Origin of the sequence: Gimesia aquarii (assembly GCF_007748175.1) — a bacterium.
GTDB lineage: Bacteria > Planctomycetota > Planctomycetia > Planctomycetales > Planctomycetaceae > Gimesia > Gimesia aquarii_A.
In genome coordinates, this window is record NZ_CP037422.1 from 490,225 (window position 1) to 509,956 (window position 19,732).

Here is a 19,732-nt window from a genome sequence, read left to right on the forward strand (position 1 = left end):
GAAAATCAAATGATACAGGCTTCCCCTTCAATCGGGGATCAGGTTCTAGAGAGTAAGCGACTTTGCTGTTTCAGGCCTCTCTTCTGATGTCGCTTCGTTTCTCTATTCTGTATAATAAAAACGAATCTCCGTCTCTCGCAAGCAGGGACCAGCGGTTGTTCCATAAAAGAAACAAGATGTTTGAGAAATCAGGAAATCATTGTGGACGTTTTTCCATTATATATGCCCGGTTTGATGATCCTCGGTACTGACACTGACGTGGGGAAGACTTATATTTCCACCGCCATTGCCCGGCAATTAATGTCTGAAGGAATCGCAACAGGTGCATACAAACCCGCCTGTAGCGGCAGTATACAGGATGGTGATTCTGGAGATTATTACTGGAATGATATCGAATTACTTTCAGAGTCGATCAACCAAACATTCCCATCGGAACGGATCTGCCCACAAAAGTTTCATGCACCACTGGCTCCACCAGTGGCCGCGCGCAAGGAGGGCAGACAGATTGACCATGACCTTTTGTGGCAAGGAGCACTCTGGTGGCAGGATCAAGTTGAGTTTTTGATTGTGGAAGGGGTCGGAGGCGTTCTCTGCCCCCTAACAGAAAATACGTTAGTTGTGGATTTTGCCGCAGAATTGAAATTTCCGGTTTTGGTTGTAGCACGAGCGGGGTTGGGAACCATAAATCACAGCCTTTTGACCGTCGAGGCGTTACAGAACCGGGGTTTGTGTGTTGCCGGCATCATACTGAACGACGTCGATCCAGAACTCAGTGATGAATCAAGGTCATCCAATGCCGAACAGATTCAGCAATGGACGACCGTTCCGGTTTTGTCTTTTGTCCCCTTTGAATGGCAGTCGAACTTGCTTCACCATCAGACTCAGGACAGAATAGACTGGGTACAGCTAGCACTTCACCCATCGCGTTTTGTCATCAAAGAATGAGACGATCAGTGCATGAGAACCAGATTTGAAATGATGAAATTTCAGATTCGCTAGTCCATGCATTCAATTGAAATCAATAAAGTGTGAAAGAAATAAACCGGAGAAATGGATGAGTATTGAAGTCGTTTGTCCTGCCTGTGGCGGGGCCATCCAAATCGAAGACGTGTCAGAAGTCGTTGAATGTCCGCTGTGCCAAATGCACCTGCAAGTGGATCCTGAAACCAACGAACCCGTTCTGATTACAGAAGATCTGGATGAAGTTACCAATGAGGAGCCCGAGGGAACGTTGGCCGATTCAGAAACAGAAAGCTCATCCAGCGAATCAGTTATTTCCACCGATCTCGATTCCAATCAGGAAGAAACCAAAGTAACTGATAGTCAGTCAGAACCAGATTCAGAGAATGGTAATTCAGAAAGTACTCTGGAAGAAGCCGAAGTAGAGTCCCCTTTTGCGTTTCTTCCAGGAGGAAATAATGGTTCTTCAGACAAAACTAAGACGGTACGGGAAGCCACCAACTTTTCATTTCTCCCTGGTGGCAATGACGATTCTGAAAACGCTGAGAATGATTCAACGGTAATCACATCAGAAATGCCGAGCGTTGATGAAGAAGAGGAAACGGATTCAACAGAAGAAGCTGTTTCAACGGAACAAGCCGAACCCATCAATCCAGAGGCGACCACTGAAACAACAACCTCCGAAGAATCCCCTCCAGAGGAAACGACAACAACAGAGGATACGCTCGAAGCTGGTTCAGAACCTGAAACTCCTGAAATTCAACAGGATTACCGCAAACAAAAAGTGGTCTCCAGGAGATTGTTTACACTCACGCTTACTTATGCCATCGCTGCCACGATCATGGTGGCCCTCTTGTTATATGCCAAATACCTCGGAGACCCGCATCAACTGGAAAGCCTTCCCGATCTGAAACCACCCATAAAAAATGACGAAATTGCACTCCAGCTAGTTCCTGAACACGCCACCTTACCGGCAGGGCATACGTTGAAACTCGGTGGGCCAGGACGGCGTTTCGGGAATATCATGGTCACTCCTTTACGAGTCACACGGGGTCCCATTGAGTTCGAACATTACACGGGAGATACAACCAAAACCCGTCCACCTACTGAGGATGTGCTCAAGCTCTACTTGCGATTTGAAAATGTTTCTGATGATCAGACTTTTGAACCCCTTGATCAAAAACTGCTGTTAACTCGTGTTCCCGGGAAAACTCCCGATTCTCATTTGCGGGCGAATAACTTTGTCAGCAGGGTGGATCAAAAAAAGACGAACGGAGAGCGTGTTTTAGTTTATGACATGCCTCCATCCTGGGAATGGAATTTGAAGGGACAGAACATCAACCAGGAAGCCAAACCACAAAATTTGAAACCGGGTCAGAGTTTCGAGACTTATGTCGCCACTGATGAAGCAGGCATTGATTCTCTAAAAGGTGATCTTGTCTGGAGATTACAAATGCGCAAAGGCTATCATCCGGAATCTCATCGAGGAGTCACAACACTGATTGAAGTCGTGTTTAATAGTGATCAGATCCAACCGGAAAAGCCTTCAGAAAATAAAGAATCACTCCCCACCAGTTGATCTCGATTTCAACTGTATTCAGTGTTCCCAGTTCCCGCTTGCTATAAAAAAACGCCTCGACGGCACTCCAAGAATACCATCGAGACGTTACGCGGAACCGCATATACGATGCGGTGAGGAATTATCAATGAGGACAATCTTTCCGCTGATGGTGCTGGCACAAGTCTCCAGAGTCAGAGACTTGTACCAGTCACACTTTCAGGAGAGTACAATCCTGAAACTACTTCGGGACCACAACAAAACGGGCACCACTGTTGTTTCTTACCAACAGCAACACACTCTTCTTGTCTTTGGCCTCTTTCAATCCTTGATTAAACTGATCCATTGAAGAGACTTCAGTAGTTCCAATTTTTTCAATGATCATGCCTTTCATCAAACCAGCTTCTTCAGCAGCACTTCCAGGTTCGACAGAAGTAATAACGACTCCTTTGACGTTGTCGGAATATCCCAGCTGATTCGCCAGTTCGCTTGTTAAGGGTTGAACTTCAATATTGAGATCATTAACACTGGTTTTGGATTTCTCTTTTTTAGAACCATCCAGTGGTTTTTCATCTTTTGCAACAGAGAAACTCTTTGGCATTTCTTCCATGGTGATGTTCTGCGTGATGCGTTTGCCATCTCGCAAAAGTTCCATCACGTAAGACTTACCAACAACCAGTTGCTCAACAATACCCTGCAGGTTGCGAGGTCCGGATACATCCTTTCCTGCAAATTTCAGGATGATGTCGCCTGTCTGCAATTTACCTGCTTCAGCGGGTGAACCTTCCATAACCTGAGTGATGATGGCTCCCTGACCTACCTTGATGTCAAAGGATTTTGCCAGATCATTACTGATTGGCTGGATCCCTACACCCAGGAATGATCGTTTCACCTGACCGTGGTCGATTAACTGACCAGACACCCATCGTGCCATATTCACAGGAATGGCAAAACCAACCCCATCATATCCACCACTACGGCTGGAGATGGCAGTGTTGACACCGATGACTTCACCCTTCAGGTTTAAGAGTGGACCACCACTGTTACCAGGGTTAATTGCGGCATCTGTTTGTAAATAGTCTTCCCGGTCATTGATTCCCGGACCACGACCTTTTGCACTGATGATACCATTGGTCACACTCATACCAATACCGAATGGGTTTCCGATTGCCAGTACCCAGTCACCGATTTCCATTTTAGTGCTATCACCCATGGGAATCGCTTGCAGGTTACTCGCATCGTCAATTTTAATGACTGCGATGTCAGAACGAGGGTCCATACGAATGTCACTTGCGGTAAACTCACGACCGTCGTTTAAAGTGACTTTAACGACATCTGCCCCACGAACAACGTGAGAGTTTGTCATGATGAGCCCCGATTTATTGATGATAAATCCGGAACCAGATCCCATTCGTCGGGGAGACCGTCGAGGCTGATTCTTAAACTGTTTAAACATGTCTTTGAATCGAGGATCATTTTGGAACAGATCCTGAAACGGAGAATCATCGCCAAACGGCATCAGGTTTTCACCAGAGACTTTTGAAGTCTTACCAACAGTTTCAATTGCAACAATTGAAGGCATCGCTTTTTTGCTGACTTCACGGAATACATTCGAAAGATCTTGTACGGTTGCGGCTGTAGGGACATCTGAGCTCGAATCTTTTTGAGCCATCCCTACTGCTGCACCGACCAGACATGCGCTACCAATCATAGCGAACATCCAGTTTCGGTTTGCTGTTAACGCTTTCATGTAAATACCCTCCTACATTAAACGGCTGTCAAGATACGCCTATGGCTATCTCTTTTATGGAATTAATACAAAATAAGTAACGTAGCTCAAATCCCAAAATTGCTCGAAAAATAAACTCTGTTTCAGATTAAAATAGCTGAGATCAAGTCAACCCGGTTCGAGAAAACATGATCCGGATGTGTGCACATCTTTTTAGCTTTTTGATTAATTCATCAAGCGGCTGAACTAGTAATACTACGGATGGAAGAGGTTAATCTGTTGGGAACCCTTCGAAAAAAAGATCACTTTTATAGCTTCAAGAGCTCATTTATAAGTGTCGAGTATTGATTATAAAGCCTGAAAACCTGAATATTTCTCAACCAATCGTATGAAACGTCATTTTTTTGTTTTCCTCCTACCTACACTAATGTTAATATTGGCAAATACTTAGGTAATACACCCCAAGGCTCATTGCAGCCCCGTTCCGTTGAAAATTGGTTGATCATTTGATTTTCCTCAATACCATGAAGTAAGAGGAGACCCTTTTATGCTGTACGATCTCAATCCTAAAGAGATCGATCAACTCCTGGAGGAGTGTCAAAAGAATCTGGGTTACCAATTTTCGGATTTGGAATTGTTAAAGTGCTGTTTAACTCACACGTCTGCTGCAAAGACCCGGACTGATTCTAACGAACGCCTGGAGTTTTTGGGGGACTCCATTCTAGGCTCAATTGTTTGTGAACGGCTCTATCATCAGTTTCCCAATGCCCCTGAGGGGGAATTGACCCGGATTAAGTCAGCCGTTGTCAGTCGCAATACCTGTACCAGGCTGGCTCGTGAAAAGGATCTGGATCGATTTATTTTTGTGGGCAAAGGTCTGGCGATGACGGAAACCCTGCCTGAATCGTTATTGGCAGGGATGTTTGAGGCCATCATCGCTGGAATCTACTTGGATGGGGGAATTGAGCCGGTGCATACTTTTTTAGATCCCTTGATTGAACGCGAGAATCACAAAGCCTCTCGCTCGGTGCATGGATTCAATTATAAAAGTCTGCTGCAACAATACTCACAGAAAAAGTTCTCTGAAACTCCGGTTTATGAACTGTTGGATGAAAAAGGACCGGATCATTCCAAATTTTTCCAGGTCACAGCTATCATTGGTGCGCATCGCTACGAACCTGCCTGGGGTTCGACCAAAAAAGAGGCTGAGCAACGAGCGGCCTTCAATGCGTTACGTGATAATGAAAGTGATGAAGAATGGGAACTCCCTCCCTTGCCGGATGCCGTTTAATTCATTTCCTCGAACTCATTCTAAAGAGCGCTTCTTTGAAACAATTTTTGTCTCATTAGTATGTGTCCGTCTGTAAATAGAAAGGGCCGAGAGAATACGGGAATTCTCTCGGCTCTAAGATGGGGATGATGTGTTGGAGTGGCCCAGAATGGGCTGACCCGCCTCCACGGGCCGGTGGGATTGTCTCTCTCTTTTCTCTTGAACTTTAAAGTCTCTCAACTCTTTAAAGTCCGATGGGTCTCTCTCTTTACCCAACGCACAGATAAAGCAGTAAGCGTGCCAATCCCAACCAAAGAGGATTGTATTTTGGGGAATGTGTGATTAAATGCCTGAAAAGAAGTAGAAATCATTTCTTGATTTCTTTGCGGATTTTTTGGATCGATGCAAAATTGCAAGAATTGCAATGCGGATCCCCTCGGATTGACCCACAAAATGTAAGACTTACAAGAGTCAGATCAATGGTTCCGATTCATCATACTTGATTCATCACTTCGATTTCGAGGTAGAATCAATGATTTCGATGGAAAGTTTACCCACTGTTTGAAGTAGAGGCAGGAAGATCGTCAACGGCGCGGGGGCATTATCCGCAAGGCTGGAATCGGTGAGCTTAATGTGCCCTGCCCCAATCCCCCCTTTTCCCAAAGTAGCGTCGAGTGGAATCCAGCGATTGTCCAGAAACACCTCCGTCCACATATGTCCGCCAAAGCTGGAACGACTTGGAATATAAACCATTCCTACCGCGACACGAGAAGGCAGATTTTGTGCTCGTAACATGGCCGCTAATAAAACGGCGTGTTCGGTGCAATCCCCTTCCATATTTTTGGCCACCTCAGCTGCCGAAGCCAATGCTGTCGAAAAATTCTTTTTTCTCAAATTCTTGTAAACATAACGTTCCATCAAGAGCGCCTGTTTCCATGGATTTGTCTCAGATTTCACAGCCTCTTTCGCATATTTGATAATGCGCGGATCATCAGATTGAACGAATTGAGTGGGGGTGACAAACTCTGATCCGACTTTACTTTTCGGGAACTGAGTGGGAACAGGGGCTTTGGATACTGTTAACTCGATACTGTTCTTATCAAGGCTCTTGATTTGTTGTGTTTCGCCTGTTGCTAGCAGCTTTGCCGGATCTTCACCCGGGAGAGTGACTTTATAGACCACTTTTGTCGTGTCATGTGCACGCGGGAGAGATTTGACTTTAATCAGTGTTTGCACCGCTAAATCGAGTTCCTCACCGGAAATTTCTTCCAATGCAGTTTCTTTGCTCACAGTATAAGTCAACATGGATGAGCCCAGGAAGTCCATTGCCGTTTTGGGAATTTCTCCATCTTCAGTCACATACAAATCGACGATCATTCCCGGTAAGGCAGACTGCGTCATTTTGACATGCAGGCACTTTTCATCACGGTCACCATATAATTCCGTTGTTTCATAATCCAGAGCAAGAAGTTTGACTTCAGTGACTTTATTGTATTCAGGCAGCAGCATTGAGAAGGATTTCTCTTCTCCCGGTTTCATTTGAGACATTTTAAAAATACGCTCCAGATAACTTGGGGCGTGAAACGCAGGATTCCATTTCAACTCAGACTGTTTGACCTTGTTTGCAACCTGAGTATTTATTTTTAATTTACCGTCTTCGACAACTCCTTTTGAAACGGTCGAGTCGGCAGGCGGATTTTTCATTTCGAACGTGTACGATAATAGTTCGCCTTTTGTATTTTCAGTCGTTTTCAAGTGGGTGCCCATATTAATGACCTGCCCAAATCGCTTAATTTTCAGGAACGAATCGCTTTGACTTCGAATGACTTTCACGCCAGCCTGATCTTCAATGCGGGTTTGTGAATACGCATAGCCTATTCGCTGAGAATTGACATAAATGACCTGCCAGACGTCCTCGTCTTGAATTGCTGTTTTGGATGTGGCCGTTGAACCCGTTTCACTGGCAGGATTTTGAGAACAAGCGCAAATGCTGAGAAGAAATAAAAAGATACTGATCCAGGTAAGGACAGTCAGCGTCTGATTTTGCTTTTTTTCGAGCAAATAAGTCTGCATATATCGAACCTATTACTAGCTTGTTTTCAGGTTGATTAAAGTGTCTCCAAAACCAATTAAATCAAGGACTATCGTATTGCTGCCATTAAGATTCAAATGGTCATGGATGGAAAGAGATGAGAACACATCTATCAAGTTTGGATCAACTGACATCAACAATATGTGGCATCCAGTTCCGACAACAGATTATATATAGAATCAATAAATGAAAAACCCCACAATTCATGCCGGAATTGTGGGGTTTTCTCTATTTCTGATAGCGGCTTGAAGAATCAAACTCACTCAATATCTTCATCGACTTCAATTTCATCATCAATCGCATCAATCTCGTCAACATCATCATCAATGACATCTGGTTCGTCTTGAACTTTCAAAGTTTCTTCTTCGTCATCCAAGTCACTGGCATCGTCTTCTGGAGCTTTTGTCGCCACAACCTGACCATCGAGAGGCTCTTTGATTGGCTGGATGAAATACAACTTTTTTGCGTTTTTAGCACGTAACTGTTCGATACGTTCTTCAGCAGCATCTCGTTGGTCATAAGAAAAACGAGATTCTTCTTTCATGCTGCCTGTGAATACACCCCAAAACAACCGCCGTCGAACCTCTGTTTTTGTTGCTTTTTTCTTGCGTACTGCCTTTTTCTTTTTGACGGCTTTTTTCTTGGGAGATGTTTTTGCATCAGCCTCGGCTGCTTCGGCCTGACGGCGCATTTCCAGACGACTGGGAGACTTTCGTGCCATTGTTTATTCTTTGGTAAAATAGGTCTTTAGTGAAAATGGGAACATCCTGCAAGGATTAGCAAGTCAACTAGCATACCATTTCGTTTCCTGAATGACTACGGACATGGAAGTATTGAGTGAACGAAGAGGCCATTTTTTTGAATTTCTGACTTACAATATTTAGCTACAATGATCTGCCAATCAAATCAATAAAACGAAAGTGATTTCTCGTAAGGTAAAGTCAGCTTATTTATGGTTGAATACTGATCGTATTGTCACTTTGTTTTGTCTGTTTCACTGAGAGGAAATTTTTTTGTCAGCATTTGGAAAAGTTATAAATCAATTGAAAATAGAGGTTTATGTGGATTTTATCTCTGTAGAGCCCAAGAACATTTAACCAATTTCTTCGAAATAATCAGAATAACTTATTTAACCGGACCAAGATAACCGATCAATCAGGATAGCAATCTAATTGTTTTGTTTGCGCAGCAGGAATGACTCACTGTGTGAAACGGGGCAAAAAGATACAGCTATGATTTAATGGACGAAAACATAAACTCAATTGGGAACGGAGTTGTTCATGAAACGGTATCGTAAGTGGGTCTTGACGCTGGGGATCATGGCGGTGACTCCCGGTATCACAATGGCCGGGCCCTTGGATTTCTTCAGCAAGAAGTCTGAACAGTCAAGCTCGACCGCTGTATCCGGTAAACTTTCTAATAATCAGAGAGTCGCCAATGAAATTGCAGACGTTCTGAGAAAAGCTCGACTGACCGGTTACAACATGGAAATCGAGTATAATAAAGGCGTTGCAAAACTTTCGGGTAAAATCCCGACTGCTGCACAGAAAGCACAGGCGACGAGCTTAATCTCTAGAATTAAGGGTGTCACTCGTGTTGACAACCAGCTCGAAGTCAGCGAAGCTCCGAGCAGGCAAGTTCCTACTTTAGGCAGGGAAACCAGTAAATCAAGCCTGAATCCGTTCCGGAAACCTGCGGACATTCAACAGGCTTCTGCTACTGATCCCTTCTTGAAAGGATCTTTGAACCAGGCACAGTTTGAACAGTCAGCTGAAAAGCCTGTCTCAAACATTCAGAGAGTATCAGGTCAGGTTGCTCGGGGTCCTGCTCCAAGTAATCAGCAAATGGCTGAGCAAATTGCGAAATCTCTGGGACCTGTCCTGGCATCAGCTCATGATGTAGAAATTCGCTTTAAAAATGGGACTGCCATCCTACAGGGAGCCATTGGGTCCGTTCAAGAACAGCAAATGGCAACTCAAATTGCCCAACGAGTTCCAGGGGTACGGAACGTTGAAAATCGTTTGCAGATCTTACAAGCTGCTCCACAACAAAGTTCAATGATCCAGCCTACGAACTATATGAACTATCAAGCCCCACATCCTGGTCCTGCTGGAGCTCCTGCAATGACTCCTCAACCTGGAATTGGTGCTTCAAATAATGTCTACAACAGTCCGCACTTACCAAACGGTGCCTGGCCAACTTATGCACAATATCCAAACTATGCACAAGTTGCTTATCCAAGCGAGTATAGTGCAAGTGCTTTCCCTTACATTGGACCTTTCTATCCTTACCCACAAGTTCCATTGGGGTGGAGAGAAGCTCAATTAGAATGGGATGATGGATCATGGAAATTAAACTTCCGACCACGCACAAATCGCTGGTGGTGGTTTATGAATCCTAAAAACTGGTAATGATTGTTTGACTAAGACATTGCAAGTGCCTTTCAGGAAGCATCGTTTCCTGAAAGGCATTTTTCATGAAGTGCTTGTCTTTGCAAAAGAACAAGATCTCTATGACATACTATTTGCCGGTTAAATCGTCAAAATCGTCATATTTTCACAAGAGTTTTGAACGAACCGACCGATAAGAAGAATATGGAGTCATGTTCTCACACAGAATATGACATCTCCTTACCAGAGCATGATGCTCTCTAACACTGATACGAAGCTACGATTAAATAACAGCTTTGTTAAAATCACCCGGAGGAAGAAGGATGTTCAAAATCGGGAAGCAATATACCCGTGCTTTGCTTTTGGGCTGTGCCTGCTTATTAACACTTAATACCAGTGGATGTACGCTGCTCAAAGGTGCAATCGAAGTAACATATGCCGGCTCAATTTTCTGGCGTACTACTCCTTTAATCCCTGTAACCGCATACTGGTCCCAGCTGGTTGAAGATACATATTGGGAAGAAGAGCGCTACGACAAGGTTCCTATTTTAGACCCTGTTGAAGGTGAACACGCTCCTCTCTTCTGCCTTGATCCACCAAGTCCCGATGAAGTCATTCGGGCATTACCAGACAAAACCGGCGGCGGAGTCTGGTTCCTGGCTGAAACAACCCGTAACAATGTGCGTATGGTTGTAGAGCCTATCGTTGACCGTATTGGTGAATGCCGCTTCTTCCCCATGGTCGGCCCTGCTCGCCAGCATCACTGTCACTATAAGTGTACCGTGTATTATGACAAGACAATTCGATCAGACTGGCCCATTCCTTTCTCAAATCATGATCAAACAAAAGAAGTCGTTTACATCGACCACGACCACTTGATCCGCTGTGCGGGACCAGCATCTGAATAGTCTCCAAGATTTAGACTACCCACTTGCAGAGCCGATGATTCTAACCGGGTGATTGAATCGTCGGCTTTTGCATGCGCAGTCCACCAACTTTGAATGACGGACTACCAATTCCTGGTCATTTTGCTTTCGGTAACGCAAATCCTGTCTGACTACTTCACCTGGATTTGTGCCGTCACTCGATTCAAGTTGGCTCCGCTTACCGTTGCCAGCAGTGTTCCCGTTGTTTTTGTTGTGATGTCAAAAGTTGTTTTGCCTTTCGCATCGGCTGCGCGTACTTCATAGACTTCTTTGCCTTTCCACAAGCAGACTGTACTTCCCGGTGCATCCGTTGTGATGTTTACCGTTTGTTTGCCTTGACCCACCGATTTTGGAACGATGATCTGAGGCATTCGTGGAATCTTCGCTCGCATATCCAGAGTGGGATCACCCAGCAGATTCAACTCACAAATACAGAGATGGTAACCGGCGGTCTTCACGGCATCGTCAGTCATGTCGGCCTTCGCCTTCATGAGAGCTTCGCCCGTTGTCAGTCCGCTACCTAGCCCATGAGACCAGTACCGTGTCATCGTCATTGTTGTTCCATCGAGCTTTCCCTCCAGGACCATCAGACGAAAGTCGGAAGGCTTATGAAAGTGCGGTTTACCGGTTCGAATGGGAGCTACGATTGCGACCGTTCCTCCGTTGGGTTGACGAATCATGGATTCAACGATTGATGGATCATCCTCAGAGTCGTACTCGCCGGTATTGCAGGAAACTGTCGTGATGAGTGGATATGCTCCGTCATTCTTCAGTTGACCAACGTGTTTTGCAGTAAACATCGAGCGTTCAAGAACCCAGGCTGGCAGATGACCATGCCCATGGATATGCAGCTTCCCAGTCGTCTTCTTATTGAGTAAGGAGAGCAGATTCTCAGCACTGAGATCGTAGCTCCCTGGTTCGTCGTCCTTGTCCCACGGTGTCGCTTTTGAAAAGAAACGGTTGACTTCACCCTCCTTCCAGACTTTGGAAACGTGACTGTCCCAGCTCCTACGCACTTTGGGATAGGCGGGACTATCAGTGCAGGTATAGATCATTTGCCGGGCAAAATCATTAGTGGGATAGCGTGATTCGTAAGCGATTACTTTTTCTGTAAACGCCCTCACATCATCAGCGGTTCTCACCGGGATGCGTCCCAATCCGATCTGACCGTCGGGATAGGAAATCGCCTTGCGATCTTCTTCCCACTCGCCATAGACCCCATCTCCATCGGCATCCCAATTCGTCTTACTCAAGTAGACAATATCAGTTGGAATGCCCTCTGGTTCCTGCGCGTGCATTGTCCGATGTCCGCCTGGAATCAGACCATTCGCGCCAGACAGGCTGTCTCCGCCCAAAACCACCCACCGTGTTCCTTGCCTGTCAATATGATCGCGTACACAGAGCCGGATCTTCTCTTGTATATTTGTAGCTTCATAGTCTTCTTTAATCTTCTGAACGGTGATGATCTTTGTGACTTTACCTCCCTGTGTTTTCCACTCCGCAAAGGGCTTCCAGGCAGCTGCGAGTTCGTTGGCCGTAATTAGTAACACGGTTGCCTGCTCCGAGTTTGTGAGCGCTGGAATTACGGTCGACACGCTTTTCAAATCATTGGTTGGACCTTCAGTTGGGTTAGCCGATGAATCAGGTTGGGGAGAATTATTTGCTGTGAACTCTCGTAGAACAATAAATCGATTGGTGAATTCTGTATTGGAAATGATACCATCGCCGTTCAGATCAACGGCCGTTGCAAACGCTTTTAATTCTGATTCGCTGAAGCTTGGCAGCGCCGTAGCGGCATAGGCTTGAAATTCATCAACTGTGCGATCGGCTACCTCAGACGAGCCGCAGCCTGCTGAGATGATCACACTGGTGAGTAGAATCAGTCTTTTGGCCACTCTGAAGCTAGAATTTGACTTTTGCAGCATCATCCTCTCCCCTCTTCGTCAAATTTGAATTAAACGCGAGTGGGCGATTATAGCATGGCCTGACAACGACATTCCAGCAAAAATCGTTGAGCCCTATTCGATCATGTCGATTGCTGATTTGAGAGATAATTGATGATCACATTGCTCTGGCAAGCAAGTCTGTCTGGCTTCGATTTTTTGGGGAGCCTGGATTGTTAGCGCGCTTGGTTTGTTACTAATCTCAAGCGGTTTGTGAATCGTCGATAGGAATCAGTTTGGGAATGGGGATTTGCAATCCCACGACACCACCATGTCTTTTTTGTAGAGTTGAAAAACGACATTTCAAAAATGAGAAGAGCTCTGCAGGAGGCTTCTGTTTCAAATACTGGTCTACAAAAACCGCCATCTGCTCATCGTACTCTTTTTGACTATGTGAGTGCACGTGATAGTGGCCTTCCAAACGGCGAATATCACCATCAAACGCAGGACTGATATGGTACAGTTCATGCACAACGGTGATCAATTTTTCCTGGAAGGAATGGTTCAAGAAGCGAGGCAGGTAAAACGTCAGGATATACAGCATTTCCTCTTGATCCTGGTAAACTCGTTGCGCCGTCCACTTGCGACCGTATCGAGTCGTATGAAGCGCTCCCTTTTCGAAACGCAGGGGGGTTAACTTAGCCTGCATTCCATAGGGCACATTGCGGCGTGCTTGAGCGAATGCTACTGCAACCCGGTCCATGTCAATATGCTGAAACTCGGGCATCCGCTGTGCAATATCACGGCACAGGTCAAACATGGCATGACTAAAATTAAAAGGTTTTTTCGTTGACATGCTGTGTTATAGTGCGTCCAACTGAAATATAACGATTGTAAAGCTGTTTTACGAGATCTGAACAGCCTTGGAGATGCTACGATCAAGTTGGATACAAGCTAGAATCCTTTCTGCTACAACTTCACAACGACGTGATGTAGAATCATCAAACTCTCTTTTTGTCGAATGAGCCGAGGGCTCTTTCGCCCGAAACACATTGGCGGGCGTAAAAAAAGCTAAGAGTATTTTTCATCTTGAAATACCCTTAGCTTGTCAATTTTAGCGAGAACATTCGTTTCAGAATAGACGAATTTAAGCCTTCAGCAGCTTATTTCTCTTTCTCTGAATCATCCTCTGTTTCGGTTTCGGCGTCGTCTTCAGCAGCGGCAGTTTCCGCAGAATCTTCGACGGCTTCTTCTGTGGCGGCTTCCGATTCTGCAGTCGTTTCGGTTTCAGCTTCATCAGTAGTTGTCGCTTCTGAACTCTCTTCGAGACTTGCACTACGTTTTTTCGGTTTAATTCGATCACGTTCGCCTACAAACTCAATGATTGCCTGCTCGCCAGCATCACCGAGACGAACTGTTGCCAATCGGACAACTCGGGTGTAGCCGCCATTACGCTCAGCAAATCGCTCGGCAAGTTCGTCGAACAGGATATCGACTGCTTCGTTATCGCGAAGTTCAGAAAATGCCCGTCTTCGGTAGCTCAATGCAGGTGCGATTGCCTGATTCCATTCATTCCACTGCTCAGATTCCCGCCAGCTCTTCCACTCACTTGAGTTTTTATCTGCAGACGTCGCAAATTGTGCGGCTTTTTCTAAGTGCGGCTGCGCTTTTTTCGCCAACGTAATCAACTTCTCAATGAACGGACGAAGTTCTTTTGCCTTCTGAACGGTCGTTGTAATACGCCCGGAAACCTTGGGAGCGTTCTCTGCATCTTCGTCAATTCTGACGGTCTTAATGAAGCTTGCGGCCATGTTCTTGAACATCGCTTTACGATGTGATGCGTTACGGCCTAGCTTACGGCCTCTCATTCGGTGTCGCATGACTTAACTCAAAATTCTTCTGATTGCTAAGAGTAAATGACTCGTTGATTGTATTGTGACGAAGCGAGAATCCATCAAGATTAACGCGGTTGTGATGAGGAATTAGGAATCTTCATACCAAGACGTAGGCCAATCTGACTCAGCCGCTCACGGACTTCGACGAGAGTGGTTTCCCCAAAATTACGAACGTGTAACAGATGGTCCTCTGACTTACCTACCAGATCACGAACGGTGTTAATTCCTTCGGATTCCAGACAGTTCGTCGCACGTACTGAGAGGTTTAATTCAGCAAGACTCTGGTTGAGTTTCTCTTCCAGCTCAAGGTCAATTGGGGCATAGCCGGTTGTATCCAACATACCCTTGAGACCACCTTCTGGTGGCATTTCTGGACCGGGCTCTCGGTAAGTAATAAAGGGATTGAGGTGCTTACGTAGGATCTTGGAAGCTTCGACCAGAGCCATGTCGGGTTTGACGGTTCCGTTAGTCCAGATTTCCAGGATCAGTTTGTCATAGTTAGTACGTTGTCCAACGCGTGTATCTTCAATCTTATAGCGAACACGAACAACTGGAGAGAAAGTGGCATCCAATGGAATGACGCCTACTTCCATGTCGTGTTCTGCATGTTCAGAAGCGGGAGTATAACCACGACCATTTTCAACGGTAATTTCCATGTTAAGCGGAACATCGTCTGTCATTGTTGCTATGACCAGATCTTGATTGATCACTTCGACCTGATCATCGGTAATGACATCAGCTCCCGTTACAACACCACGCTCGTGTTTTTCGATTCGCAGTGTTTTTGAAGTGGAACTGGAATTCTTGACGATTAACGATTTTAAATTCAAGCAAATTTCGGTGATGTCTTCAACCACTCCAGGAATGGTTGTGAATTCGTGTTGAACACCTTGAATTTTAACACGCGTGACGGAGCTGCCTTCCAAACTGGAAAGCAGGATTCGCCGTAAACTGTTAGCAATAGTTGCCCCGAATCCACGCTCAAATGGTTCGGCTACAAACATACCATAAGTAGATGTCATTGAGTCCCGGTCAGGGATGACACGGCTTGGTAATTCCAGTCCTCGCCAACGGATTCGCATTGAAATAATCTCCAAAGAACACAGCCAATAGAATTATGATTATCAAATCATATTTCTTGTTATTTATAACCCAAAGCTTCTTACATAAGTAAAAAGTGAATCACCTCGTTACAAGAAGTGAACTTACTCAGACTCTTCGTTTTTTTGGTGGACGACAACCATTGTGTGGTAATGGAGTGATGTCTTCGATCGCCCGAATCGTAATGCCCGCTGACTGTAAGCCAGTGATGGCACTTTCACGTCCGGAACCGGGTCCCTTCACGCGAATTTCCATTTCTTTGACACCAAATTTTGCCGCTTTTTCAGCACAGATTTCTGCAGCTCTCTGGGCTGCAAAAGGTGTGCTCTTTCGGCTGCCTTTGAAACCAGAGGTTCCTGCCGTTGCCCAACAGAGTACATCTCCGTTTAAATCGGTAACAGTGACAGTGGTGTTGTTAAACGTTGCTTTAATATAAGCAACCGCTTTCGTGATATGACGTTTCACTTTTTTTCGTTTGACTTTAGCCACTCTAAAACTCCTGGTGTTTCTGTCACCGTGCTATCAGAAACTGAAATGCAATATTTCGAATATTTTATAATCGCAGTCACCAAAACTCATGATGACCATTTTTTATGAACACATTTTTGTAATCTTGGCAGGACAAAGTCCAACAGGCTCGAGGAAGTGTGGCCTAGTGGCGGGCATCCTTAACACCTTTTTTACCAGCAACGGTTTTCTTTCCACCTTTTCGTGTACGGGCATTGGTTTGTGTATTCTGCCCGCGTACGGGAAGACCACGGCGATGTCGTATTCCACGATAAGACTGAATGTCTCGCAAACGAGCGATATCCTGTTGTGTCGCTCTACGTAATTGTCCTTCGACGGAATATTCTGTATCTAACAGATTCACAATCCGACTTAATTCATCATCTGTAAGATCTTTTGCTTTCAACTGAGGATTGATATTCAGTTTGTGACATATATCGGTCGCTGTCACACTGCCAATCCCATACAGATAGGTAAGGGAAACATAGACAGGTTTTTCATTTGGAATATCAACACCGAGAATACGAGGCATTTTATTTCACTCCGCTGGATGTAAAAACTGATAACATAAAAATCACAGAGACTCTACTTGAGACGATTACCCTTGCCGCTGCTTGTGGCGTGGGTTCGAAGAGCAAATGACATACACGCGCCCTTTTCGCCTGATGACTTTACAGCTTTCACAAATCCGCTTAACACTAGCTCGGACTTTCATCGTATTACGATTTCTCTATAAGTTTGGTTCAAGATTATGGACAGACAACGATAGGCGATTTACTGCTCATCTGTTGCTGCCCGTGTCATTTAATTTATGATGCCCGTAAAATGAGCAAACTCCGGCTTCGTAACAAACCTGTACTATTCCCGAAGCGGAGCGAATCAGGAAATTATAAACTTCACAATTGCAAATCGACAAGTGACACACCCCTTTTTTGGCGATTTTCACAGTGACTTGCTTGTTTATTCTTTACAGATCGCTCTCCAGTAGTCCTGAATAGTTCCGCATCACCAGATGGCTGTCAATTTTATTGACAAGGTCTAATACCACGGAAACTACAATTAAAAGGCCGGTTCCACCGTAAAAACTTGCCACGAGGAAATCGACTCCCAACCAGGTCGACACCAAAGTAGGAATAATTGCCACAATTGACAGAAATGCTGCCCCGACATAGGTGATGCGAACCATCACCTGTTCCAGGTAAGCTGCAGTTCTCGCTCCGGGACGATATCCGGGGATAAAAGAACCATAATCTTTCAAGTTTTCTGCCATATCCTTGGGGTTAAATGTAATCGCTGTCCAGAAGTAGCAGAAGAAGTAAATCAATACTACGTAAGACATTGTGTAAATAAAGCCACGACTCATGGGCTGAAATGCTTCATCCAACATTGCCCAAAACGGCCAGCTGGACCATTGGCTAATGGCATGAAACAGAAAGTAAGGGAACATCAGTAAACTGGATGCAAAGATGATCGGCATCACACCAGCCTGGTTGACTCGCAGAGGCAGTGACTGACGTTGGCCGCCAGAAACCTTTCTACCTCGAACATGCTTTGCACTTTGGATCGGAATGCGTCGTTGTCCCTGAGTGATCGCAATCACCCAGACCACCACGAAGACGAACACCAGTGCCAATATCAATAATCGGTCAATTCCCGTATCTGTTCCTAAAGCGATTCCTTTTTCAAACGCCGGTTCGATTAAGCTCCAGCCCGCCTGAGGCATTCGGGCCAGAATCCCCGCCATAATCAGTAAACTGATCCCGTTACCAATTCCATAAGCGTCAATTTGTTCACCGATCCACATCAGGAAGACAGTGCCTGTCGTCATGGTAATGGTGGCAACAAGATGGAAGTAGAAGTTATCGTATTTTTCCAAGATCAAACTGGTACCGGAGCCAAAGCCACCCGAAAGCGTGGAGATCCAAAAATAGCTCTGTACCAGGCAAATGACGACAGTAGCGTAACGTGTATATTCATTAATTTTCTTTCTGCCAGCCTCCCCTTCTTTCTGGAGGCGTTCCAGAGGTGGATAGACCGTACCCATCAACTGGAAGATAATGGAGGCAGAAATGTAGGGCATAATCCCCAAACCAAAGATCGTACTCTGGCCAATATTAGAAGCAGAAAATAAAGAAATTACCTGCATCACCTGGCCAATTCCACCTTCCTGACTTTGTAAGTCAGTCAGTGTTTTAGCGAGCTGTGCCTGATTCACGAATGGCAAGGCAATCCAGAATCCCATTCGATAGATGGCTAATAGTCCCAGTGTAAGGACGATTTTTCTACGCAGCTCGGGAATTTTGAACAGAACTAATAATTTACCGAGCATAGGTGGCGGTCCTTTGTGTCATAGTTCAGCAAACACTTTGTGATACAGGCCGTCAGATCAACTTTGATTGACGGCAGAATGTTTTGTCTCGCAGCGGATTGCTGAAATCAAGTCCTTGAATTATTAACTTATGACAAAATTCGGCTGACAGTACCCCCGGCAGCCTGGATTTTTGTCTCAGCTGACTGGGAAAACAAATGAGCGGTCACAGTTAATTTTTTACTGAGATCGCCGTTACCTAAAATCTTCACTTGATCGAAGCGTCCTTTCGCCAGGCCTTTTTCAGCCAGCACTTCAGGAGTGACTTCAGCGCCGTTTTCAAATGCCTGCTCCAATGAGGAGACATTCACTACAGCGACATTCTTCGCAAACTGTTTATTATTGAACCCACGCTTCGCAACGCGTAACGCCAGAGGAGTCTGTCCCCCTTCAAAGCTCGTACGACGCGATGAACCGGCACGACTTCCGTAACCTTTATGACCACGAGTCGATGTTTTACCATGACCTGAACCCGGTCCACGACCAACTCGTTTTCGTTTTTTATGCTTTTTGATTCCGCGATGGACATCATCAATTATCATTAGACCTCAACTCCTCTCAAACGTGCAACATCTTCCCGGGTTCGTAATTTTGAGAGTCCATCAATAGTGGCTTTCACCACGTTGATCGGGTTATTAGAACCACGGCTCTTGGTGAAAATGTCTGTAATTCCAGCTGCTTCCACAACGGCACGCACACCAGCTCCAGCAATAATACCTGTACCAGGACGAGCTGGGAGCAATAATACTTTTGAGGAACCAAAACGGCCGACTACTTCATGAGGTACCGTGTGTTCGACTACAGGCACTTGAATCATGCTTCGATTTGCCTGCTTAACCGCTTTATCGACGGCTAATGGAACTTCGATTGCTTTTCCGTATCCCCAGCCAACACGACCTTCTTTGTCTCCCACGACAACTAAAGCCGTAAAGCTAAACCGACGCCCCCCCTTGACTACGCAGGCACAGCGACGGATCTGGATGACTGTTTCTGGCGTTTGCTTTCCACCTTCTTTTGACACGATATCTTCTCCAACTCGTTTTTTTGAGTGAT

General features: G+C 45.3%; 18 protein-coding genes. 5 read left to right on the forward strand and 13 right to left on the reverse strand.

Annotated features, from left to right (window positions below; all coding sequences use genetic code 11):
• Nucleotides 1–201 precede the first annotated feature (201 nt).
• Together bioD and V202x_RS02005 are read left to right on the forward strand one after the other, a co-directional pair.
• The gene (gene bioD, locus V202x_RS02000; RefSeq protein WP_145170747.1) at nt 202–945 is read left to right on the forward strand and encodes a dethiobiotin synthase; all 744 of its coding nucleotides are present in this window, start codon (nt 202–204) and stop codon (nt 943–945) included.
• A 109-nt stretch (nt 946–1,054) separates the two neighbouring features.
• Nucleotides 1,055–2,539, forward strand: coding sequence for a hypothetical protein (locus tag V202x_RS02005; RefSeq protein ID WP_145170749.1), 1,485 nt, complete (start codon nt 1,055–1,057; stop codon nt 2,537–2,539).
• A gap of 220 nt (nt 2,540–2,759) precedes the next feature.
• On the opposite strand, the gene V202x_RS02010 is transcribed toward V202x_RS02005, so the two are convergent.
• Nucleotides 2,760–4,268, reverse strand: coding sequence for a Do family serine endopeptidase (locus V202x_RS02010; protein ID WP_145170751.1), 1,509 nt, complete (start codon nt 4,266–4,268; stop codon nt 2,760–2,762).
• Nucleotides 4,269–4,794: 526 nt separating this feature from the next.
• Here V202x_RS02010 and rnc point away from each other — a divergent pair.
• Nucleotides 4,795–5,538: a ribonuclease III gene (rnc, locus tag V202x_RS02015; RefSeq protein ID WP_145170755.1), complete on the forward strand. Its 744-nt coding sequence runs from the start codon at nt 4,795–4,797 to the stop codon at nt 5,536–5,538.
• A gap of 486 nt (nt 5,539–6,024) precedes the next feature.
• Here the strand turns inward: rnc and V202x_RS02020 are convergent, their stop codons facing one another.
• Entirely contained in the window at nt 6,025–7,590 is a 1,566-nt protein-coding gene (locus tag V202x_RS02020) for a transglutaminase-like domain-containing protein (RefSeq protein WP_145170757.1), read from the reverse strand.
• A 278-nt stretch (nt 7,591–7,868) separates the two neighbouring features.
• A complete protein-coding gene (locus tag V202x_RS02025; protein WP_145170759.1) occupies nt 7,869–8,330 on the reverse strand; it encodes a hypothetical protein in 462 nt (153 codons plus the stop codon).
• 559 nt (nt 8,331–8,889) lie between these two features.
• Between V202x_RS02025 and V202x_RS02030 the strand changes: the two genes are divergently transcribed.
• Both V202x_RS02030 and V202x_RS02035 read left to right on the forward strand, forming a co-directional pair.
• A complete protein-coding gene (locus tag V202x_RS02030) occupies nt 8,890–10,020 on the forward strand; it encodes a BON domain-containing protein (RefSeq protein ID WP_145170761.1) in 1,131 nt (376 codons plus the stop codon).
• Between the two features lie 302 nt (nt 10,021–10,322).
• Nucleotides 10,323–10,907, forward strand: a complete 585-nt coding sequence (locus V202x_RS02035) for a hypothetical protein (protein WP_144980838.1) — start codon at nt 10,323–10,325, stop codon at nt 10,905–10,907.
• Nucleotides 10,908–11,056: 149 nt separating this feature from the next.
• Here the strand turns inward: V202x_RS02035 and V202x_RS02040 are convergent, their stop codons facing one another.
• The 10 genes from V202x_RS02040 to rpsE form a co-directional block, all read right to left on the reverse strand.
• Complete coding sequence (locus V202x_RS02040) at nt 11,057–12,853, reverse strand: C25 family cysteine peptidase (RefSeq protein WP_145170763.1); 1,797 nt, start codon at nt 12,851–12,853, stop codon at nt 11,057–11,059.
• A gap of 217 nt (nt 12,854–13,070) precedes the next feature.
• Entirely contained in the window at nt 13,071–13,664 is a 594-nt protein-coding gene (locus tag V202x_RS02045) for a putative metallopeptidase (RefSeq protein WP_144980844.1), read from the reverse strand.
• Nucleotides 13,665–13,971: 307 nt separating this feature from the next.
• On the reverse strand, nt 13,972–14,688 hold the full coding sequence (locus tag V202x_RS02050) for a bL17 family ribosomal protein (protein ID WP_145170765.1): 717 nt from the start codon (nt 14,686–14,688) through the stop codon (nt 13,972–13,974).
• A gap of 80 nt (nt 14,689–14,768) precedes the next feature.
• Nucleotides 14,769–15,785 (reverse strand): DNA-directed RNA polymerase subunit alpha, encoded by a 1,017-nt coding sequence (locus tag V202x_RS02055; RefSeq protein WP_197993175.1) that lies wholly within the window; start codon nt 15,783–15,785, stop codon nt 14,769–14,771.
• A 127-nt stretch (nt 15,786–15,912) separates the two neighbouring features.
• Nucleotides 15,913–16,293: a 30S ribosomal protein S11 gene (gene rpsK / locus V202x_RS02060; protein ID WP_144980850.1), complete on the reverse strand. Its 381-nt coding sequence runs from the start codon at nt 16,291–16,293 to the stop codon at nt 15,913–15,915.
• Nucleotides 16,294–16,456: 163 nt separating this feature from the next.
• Complete coding sequence (gene rpsM, locus V202x_RS02065) at nt 16,457–16,843, reverse strand: 30S ribosomal protein S13 (RefSeq protein ID WP_145170767.1); 387 nt, start codon at nt 16,841–16,843, stop codon at nt 16,457–16,459.
• 66 nt (nt 16,844–16,909) lie between these two features.
• Entirely contained in the window at nt 16,910–17,026 is a 117-nt protein-coding gene (gene rpmJ / locus V202x_RS02070) for a 50S ribosomal protein L36 (RefSeq protein WP_144980856.1), read from the reverse strand.
• Between the two features lie 252 nt (nt 17,027–17,278).
• Nucleotides 17,279–18,640 carry a preprotein translocase subunit SecY gene (gene secY, locus V202x_RS02075; RefSeq protein WP_144980859.1) on the reverse strand — a complete coding sequence of 454 codons (1,362 nt, stop codon included), beginning with the start codon at nt 18,638–18,640 and terminating at the stop codon, nt 17,279–17,281.
• Nucleotides 18,641–18,768: 128 nt separating this feature from the next.
• Nucleotides 18,769–19,221 carry a 50S ribosomal protein L15 gene (gene rplO, locus V202x_RS02080; RefSeq protein ID WP_145170769.1) on the reverse strand — a complete coding sequence of 151 codons (453 nt, stop codon included), beginning with the start codon at nt 19,219–19,221 and terminating at the stop codon, nt 18,769–18,771.
• Nucleotides 19,221–19,700 carry a 30S ribosomal protein S5 gene (gene rpsE, locus V202x_RS02085; protein ID WP_145170771.1) on the reverse strand — a complete coding sequence of 160 codons (480 nt, stop codon included), beginning with the start codon at nt 19,698–19,700 and terminating at the stop codon, nt 19,221–19,223. The genes rplO and rpsE overlap by 1 nt, the downstream gene beginning before the upstream one ends.
• Between the last annotated feature and the right edge of the window lie 32 nt (nt 19,701–19,732).

What these genes read in the sequence shown, in the direction of transcription:
- V202x_RS02045 (WP_144980844.1), bottom strand. Translation starts at nt 13,664, where the DNA reads ATGTCAACGAAAAAACCTTTTAATTTTAGTCATGCCATGTTTGACCTG.
- V202x_RS02035 (WP_144980838.1), top strand. Translation starts at nt 10,323, where the DNA reads ATGTTCAAAATCGGGAAGCAATATACCCGTGCTTTGCTTTTGGGCTGT.
- V202x_RS02055 (WP_197993175.1), bottom strand. Translation starts at nt 15,785, where the DNA reads ATGCGAATCCGTTGGCGAGGACTGGAATTACCAAGCCGTGTCATCCCT.
- rpsM (WP_145170767.1), bottom strand. Translation starts at nt 16,843, where the DNA reads ATGCCTCGTATTCTCGGTGTTGATATTCCAAATGAAAAACCTGTCTAT.
- rnc (WP_145170755.1), top strand. Translation starts at nt 4,795, where the DNA reads ATGCTGTACGATCTCAATCCTAAAGAGATCGATCAACTCCTGGAGGAG.
- rpmJ (WP_144980856.1), bottom strand. Translation starts at nt 17,026, where the DNA reads ATGAAAGTCCGAGCTAGTGTTAAGCGGATTTGTGAAAGCTGTAAAGTC.
- rplO (WP_145170769.1), bottom strand. Translation starts at nt 19,221, where the DNA reads ATGATAATTGATGATGTCCATCGCGGAATCAAAAAGCATAAAAAACGA.
- V202x_RS02010 (WP_145170751.1), bottom strand. Translation starts at nt 4,268, where the DNA reads ATGAAAGCGTTAACAGCAAACCGAAACTGGATGTTCGCTATGATTGGT.
- V202x_RS02030 (WP_145170761.1), top strand. Translation starts at nt 8,890, where the DNA reads ATGAAACGGTATCGTAAGTGGGTCTTGACGCTGGGGATCATGGCGGTG.
- V202x_RS02020 (WP_145170757.1), bottom strand. Translation starts at nt 7,590, where the DNA reads ATGCAGACTTATTTGCTCGAAAAAAAGCAAAATCAGACGCTGACTGTC.
- V202x_RS02050 (WP_145170765.1), bottom strand. Translation starts at nt 14,688, where the DNA reads ATGCGACACCGAATGAGAGGCCGTAAGCTAGGCCGTAACGCATCACAT.
- V202x_RS02005 (WP_145170749.1), top strand. Translation starts at nt 1,055, where the DNA reads ATGAGTATTGAAGTCGTTTGTCCTGCCTGTGGCGGGGCCATCCAAATC.
- V202x_RS02040 (WP_145170763.1), bottom strand. Translation starts at nt 12,853, where the DNA reads ATGATGCTGCAAAAGTCAAATTCTAGCTTCAGAGTGGCCAAAAGACTG.
- secY (WP_144980859.1), bottom strand. Translation starts at nt 18,640, where the DNA reads ATGCTCGGTAAATTATTAGTTCTGTTCAAAATTCCCGAGCTGCGTAGA.
- V202x_RS02025 (WP_145170759.1), bottom strand. Translation starts at nt 8,330, where the DNA reads ATGGCACGAAAGTCTCCCAGTCGTCTGGAAATGCGCCGTCAGGCCGAA.